Source organism: Bacillus sp. SM2101, assembly GCF_018588585.1.
GTDB classification, from domain to species: domain Bacteria; phylum Bacillota; class Bacilli; order Bacillales; family SM2101; genus Nanhaiella; species Nanhaiella sioensis.
In genome coordinates this window covers 1-4,981 of record NZ_JAEUFG010000064.1, presented here as the reverse complement: position 1 = coordinate 4,981, position 4,981 = coordinate 1, and the positions used below count along the sequence as shown (strand labels likewise).

The window sequence follows — 4,981 nt, the reverse complement described above, 5'->3', positions numbered from 1 at the left end:
TGGCAATAGCAGGAATAGTTTTAACAGCCGTGCCTTTTTTTCTATTCATCATTGGAGTAATAATGACTATTTTTGGTGCCTTGTTATTCACATTATAGTATTATCAAAAGACGTTTCGTTAGATTAGATTCATAGTTGTTCCCACTTTGCTGCCACTAGAATTCGTGGCACTTTTTCTTTTTTTAGCAACAAAAAAAAGGACTGAGTTCAGCCCCTTAGTAACCTCAATAATCATTGTGTTTAGTAAACTACTATTATTTTGGTGCATCCATCCCCATAAGCGCCCATTCTTCTTTAGAAGGGCCGTAAATACCTGGAACACTTAGCCCTGCTTGCCTCATAAGAATAGTAATTTGTCCTCGGTGATGCGTCTGATGCTGATTCAAAAATAATAAAAGCGACCCCTTAGGCATCTTTTGACCAAAGAAATCAATTTGATCCAAAAGACTATCATCTGTCCATTGAGCCTTCAAAGCCTCAACAAATGCATTAGAAGATTGATCATAGCTCTCAACTATAGTATCAACAGAAGAAGGGACGTACCAATCTTCACTAGGAGCTTCAAAATACTAATAACCTTAATAGAAGTAACAGTATGCCAGGCTATACGTCCTAAAGTCCAATGCTGTGGAGCAACCTCAAAATTTAATGATTCATCATTGAGATTTTTTAGAATTTTGCTTGTTGCTTTAGCTTCGAATTCCCAGGATATAAAAAAATCATTTAATCTATGATACATTTGAAATCCTCCTTTTACAAAAAGTTCTAATTTAATCATTCTCTATTACATTATTATTTCCTTCACAAATAACTTATTTAAAACTGTTCCTAAAATGTAAAAGCTCCAATTTTTACAATACAGAAAAAACGGAGCTAAACATAATTTCTATTATGTTTCATATATCATTCTTACAATTATTAGTAGATTAGATTATTTAGTTGACATTAGAAAATTAAACTAATACAATTATATTGAATTAAAGATATTTTAATTCGAGATAATTTCTTCATTTACAATTCGTTTTTTGGAACTTCAGTATATCCTAAGCCAGAATTGTTTACCGAAAACTATATTATTATTTTAGGAGGAAATTTATATGAATAATTTAAAATCAACATTTATTGATCCAAGTGATGCAGCTTTACTTCTTATTGATCATCAGAGTGGCCTATTCCAAACAGTTAAGGATTTAGATGTACCAACCCTTAAAAGACATGTGAAAGCCCTTGTCAAATTAGCTCAAATTGCTAATATTCCGGTAATCACAACTGCTTCAGTACCAGAGGGACCGAATGGGCCACTTATCCCTGAGGTTAGCAATATTCCAAATGCAACATACGTACCACGTAATGGTGAAATTAACGCATGGGATAACCCAAATTTTGTGAAGACTGTAGAGGAAACCGGAAAGAAAACACTAATAATTGCTGGTACATGGACTAGTGTTTGTATGGCATTCCCAACATTAAGTGCTTTATCAGAAGGTTTTAAAGTGTATGATGTTATAGATGCATCAGGAACAACAAGTGATATGTCAAATGATATTACGCTAGCCCGTATGGTTCAAGCAGGGGCTGTTCCTGTTGATACAGTTTCATTCGTCTCTGAAGTTCAAAGAACTTGGAATCGTTCAGATGCAGAAGAGTTTGCTTCTATTTATGCAGAATTAGTTCCTAATTATGGTTTACTAATAGAAAGCTATGGAACAGCTTATGAAGAAGGGCAAAAGTCAAGTGAATAATTGGTTAAATTAATATGATTTACAAAGGGAGGGAGAATTCAAGTTCTCCCTTTTAGTATTGCTCATGCAAAAATTTCACTAACTAAACTAAACTAGAGTTTTATAAGTTTATAGTAACCACAATATCACTTGCGTTTCATAATTTATGAATTACCCATCACATTTATCCATATCTTCATAATAACAAACTTAAAATAGAGGTGAGTTAATTTGACGACGACTGTGATTGATGTGAAAACTCATAACGTTATTACGACGTTGCCTGTTGGAGAGCCTATTTTTATTCAGAATATCTTCACTCCCGATGGTAAGCTTGCTTATGTAGTTAATCAGGACGAAGGCACTGTCTCCGTAATTGATGTAAAAACTCATACAGTGATCTCTTCTGTTCAGGTTGGTACCTTTCCAGCTGATCTTGCTTTCACTCCGGACGGAAAAGTTGCATATGTTACTAATTCTAGCTCTAGTACTGTTTCGGTCATTGATGTAAAAACTCATAACGTTATCGCAACAATTCCTGTTGTTGTACAACCTGGATCTATTTCTATTTCACCTGATGGAAAATTAGCCTATGTAACAAACTTTGGTTTTTCAAACTCTTCCATTTCTGTCATTGACACTAAAACACATTCAGTCATAGCTACAGTGAATGTCCCTTTTTCAAATGTTAAAGGCCCTCTTCCTACTTTAACCTTTTCTCCTGATGGGAAATTGGTTTATCACAAAAATTCTTCTTCTCCTGACAGCTTCATAACTGTTGTTGATACAACAACACACTCGGTTATTACGACTATAACAGTAGGAAACCTTTCACCTGATTTAGCTTTTACTCCAGATGGAAAACTCGTTTATGTCACGGATTTCAGTTCAACTGGGACTGTCTCCGTAATTGACGTAAAAACTCATACAGTGATCTCTTCTGTGCAGATCGGGAGCTTTCCATCTAATCTCGCTTTCACTTCGGACGGAAAAGTTGCATACATAACTCATTCTAACTCAGATTTCATTTCGGTCATTGATGTAAAAACTCATATTGTGATCTCTTCTGTACAGATAGGTAGCTCCCAAAGTGTTGTGGACTTCACCCCAGACGGCAAATTGGCTTATGTCACAAATAATGAACCTCTTGGTACAGTTTCGGTTATAGATGTAAAAACTCATAGTGTAATCGCCACGATACTAGTCGGGTTCCCTTTTGGTAGTGTGGCCTTCACTCCAGATGGAAAGCTTGCGTATGTAGTTGAAACATAATGTCCATTGTGTTTAGAAAAAAATTTTAAATCTCTCTTATTAAGGAAAGGATGAAAATATAAATAAAATATGGAGGGATTAATTATGAGTACAATTAAATGTCCATATTGCAATTGTAATAATTCTGTTGGTTTAGTTAGCGTTAAGGCTGATGTTTCTGAGGATAATCGTTTAATTGAAGGTAATTCTAAAATAGGTTTGTGCAATGATTGTGAATTACTTTTTAGGATACAAGATTAAATAAGGTTCTAGATTAGACATCTGCAAAAATAATCAAACGTTTACTTAACCCACCTTTAGTTAACGCACTCATCTATTGAGTGCTTTTTCACATTAATCAGTGTTTCTATAACGCTCTCAGACAAAATTATCTTTTCCTTTCCGTACTAATATATAGTTAAATGCAAAATAAAAAAACCTCCACTCCTAAGAGTAGAGGCTATGTGAGGTTATTCAATTATGCAAATGCCATGTAAATTAGATTATGTACTCCCCAACCTTTTGGTGTAGGCTAGGGAGTTCGTGATAGTCAATCGTGGTGTACTTTATATTATGCAACTGTAATTTTTCGTATACGTTATTTCAACGCACGATCAACAATAACAGTATTTAAAAATATTGCTTCATCTAGAGTGATTTCTTTCTTTCTAGCTTTTCCTACCCATTTATTGCTTTTTAAAATGTTTCGGTCATATGCGTTTTGGTAGGCTGCTTGTAAATCTTTGTATTGCCAATCCTTCAGTTCCATGTTTACTTCCTCTTGCTTTGGCTTCAATTCTGTTTCAATTGCTTTTAAAAACGCATTCCATCTATCCTCACCTAAAATCCTATGAGGACAGTATTTATTTGACCAATCTTGGTGCTTTTTAACTTTATCTATGCCCCAATTTCTTTCCTTCAGTAGTTGAGCAACGAACTTAACTGTTAATGCCTCTGCTCTTCTATAACGTTCTCCACCACTTTTTGAATAGCTTATTTCAATGCCAATTGATGAACGGTTTCCTTTACCTTTGAGGCCATCCCCACAATGCCAGGCATTACGATCTATAGGAATACCTTGGACAACTTCTTTATCATCTATCGCATAATGGAATGACACTTCGTTGTTGTTACCAATCATGTACTTTATTTCATTTTCTGCTGGAGCATCGTTATATGTGTTGTGAATAGTGATATACTCAGCATTCATTGGGTATGGGCATTTAATGTTGTATTTATTTTTAGATACTAGGTTTTGCTTTGGTTTAATTGTCATTGTTAGCCTCTCCTTTTTCTTTTAGAACAGCAATAAACTTTTCAACTGGGCCAAGATTTACACCAAGTCTCCCACCATTTTCTACAAAGCTTATAAACTCAATGATGATATAAGCAATTGTCACACCGTCTCCTAGATGTTGCGTATCCAATGCAACGTTTTCTATTAAATAAATAGCTCCAATTAAAAGAAGAATATATACCTTTTTAATAATTCCTTTTCGTCCTATATCGCTATTAAGTCCAGTTTCTTTTGATCCTGCCATCATTCCTGTAATAAAGTCAAAAGCCATTATTACAATTAATGTAGGAAAGGCCCACCCCATTGCACCTACAAGGGTTGACCAAATTGTCCCTAATAAAGTTCCTATTCCTTTATAAACATAACAATTTTATTTCCATCCATGATTTTCTCCTTTCCATTATAAAAAGCCCTTGTGACAGGGCTTGAATTTTTTAGTAAACATATTGGGTATTATGTCTACTAAAATATCTACAACTATGGATCCATAAAATAGATTAATCAAAAAAACTTGTTATTCCACAATATGGCCCTAAAATGAATAATGGTACATATCTATATTTTGATATGCACCATAACATCCAAAGTTATTAAAACTTGCTCGCACACTTATTGAACTCTACCACCTGTTAGCAAAAGATAATTTATGCTCTTATTCTATTGGTATATAGATGTCTGTCTTACTCTTCTTTTTAAAATCTTTAGGTGGCTC

At 34.3% G+C, this 4,981-nt stretch carries 4 protein-coding genes and 2 pseudogenes; 3 read left to right on the top strand and 3 right to left on the bottom strand.

Going from position 1 to position 4,981, the window contains the following annotated elements; genetic code table 11:
* Positions 1–254: 254 nt before the first annotated feature.
* Positions 255–739, bottom strand: a pseudogene (locus JM172_RS23900) (DinB family protein).
* 358 nt (positions 740–1,097) lie between these two features.
* Between JM172_RS23900 and JM172_RS23895 the strand changes: the two are divergent.
* The 3 genes from JM172_RS23895 to JM172_RS23885 all read left to right on the top strand — a co-directional run bounded on the left by JM172_RS23895 (position 1,098) and on the right by JM172_RS23885 (position 3,233).
* A complete protein-coding gene (locus JM172_RS23895; protein WP_214484889.1) occupies positions 1,098–1,742 on the top strand; it encodes an isochorismatase family protein in 645 nt (214 codons plus the stop codon).
* A 210-nt stretch (positions 1,743–1,952) separates the two neighbouring features.
* On the top strand, positions 1,953–2,993 hold the full coding sequence (locus JM172_RS23890) for a cytochrome D1 domain-containing protein (RefSeq protein WP_214484888.1): 1,041 nt from the start codon (positions 1,953–1,955) through the stop codon (positions 2,991–2,993).
* 84 nt (positions 2,994–3,077) lie between these two features.
* Positions 3,078–3,233, top strand: a complete 156-nt coding sequence (locus JM172_RS23885; RefSeq protein WP_214484887.1) for a hypothetical protein — start codon at positions 3,078–3,080, stop codon at positions 3,231–3,233.
* Between the two features lie 529 nt (positions 3,234–3,762).
* Here JM172_RS23885 and JM172_RS23880 read toward each other — a convergent pair.
* Positions 3,763–4,248, bottom strand: a pseudogene (locus JM172_RS23880) (peptidoglycan recognition protein family protein); the annotation flags it as partial.
* Positions 4,238–4,597 carry a phage holin family protein gene (locus JM172_RS23875; RefSeq protein ID WP_352224139.1) on the bottom strand — a complete coding sequence of 120 codons (360 nt, stop codon included), beginning with the start codon at positions 4,595–4,597 and terminating at the stop codon, positions 4,238–4,240. The gene JM172_RS23875 and the pseudogene JM172_RS23880, both read right to left, overlap by 11 nt.
* Positions 4,598–4,981 lie beyond the last annotated feature (384 nt).

Coding starts and splice junctions, on each gene's coding strand:
- JM172_RS23895 (WP_214484889.1), top strand. CDS start 1,098: ATGAATAATTTAAAATCAACATTTATTGATCCAAGTGATGCAGCTTTA.
- JM172_RS23885 (WP_214484887.1), top strand. CDS start 3,078: ATGAGTACAATTAAATGTCCATATTGCAATTGTAATAATTCTGTTGGT.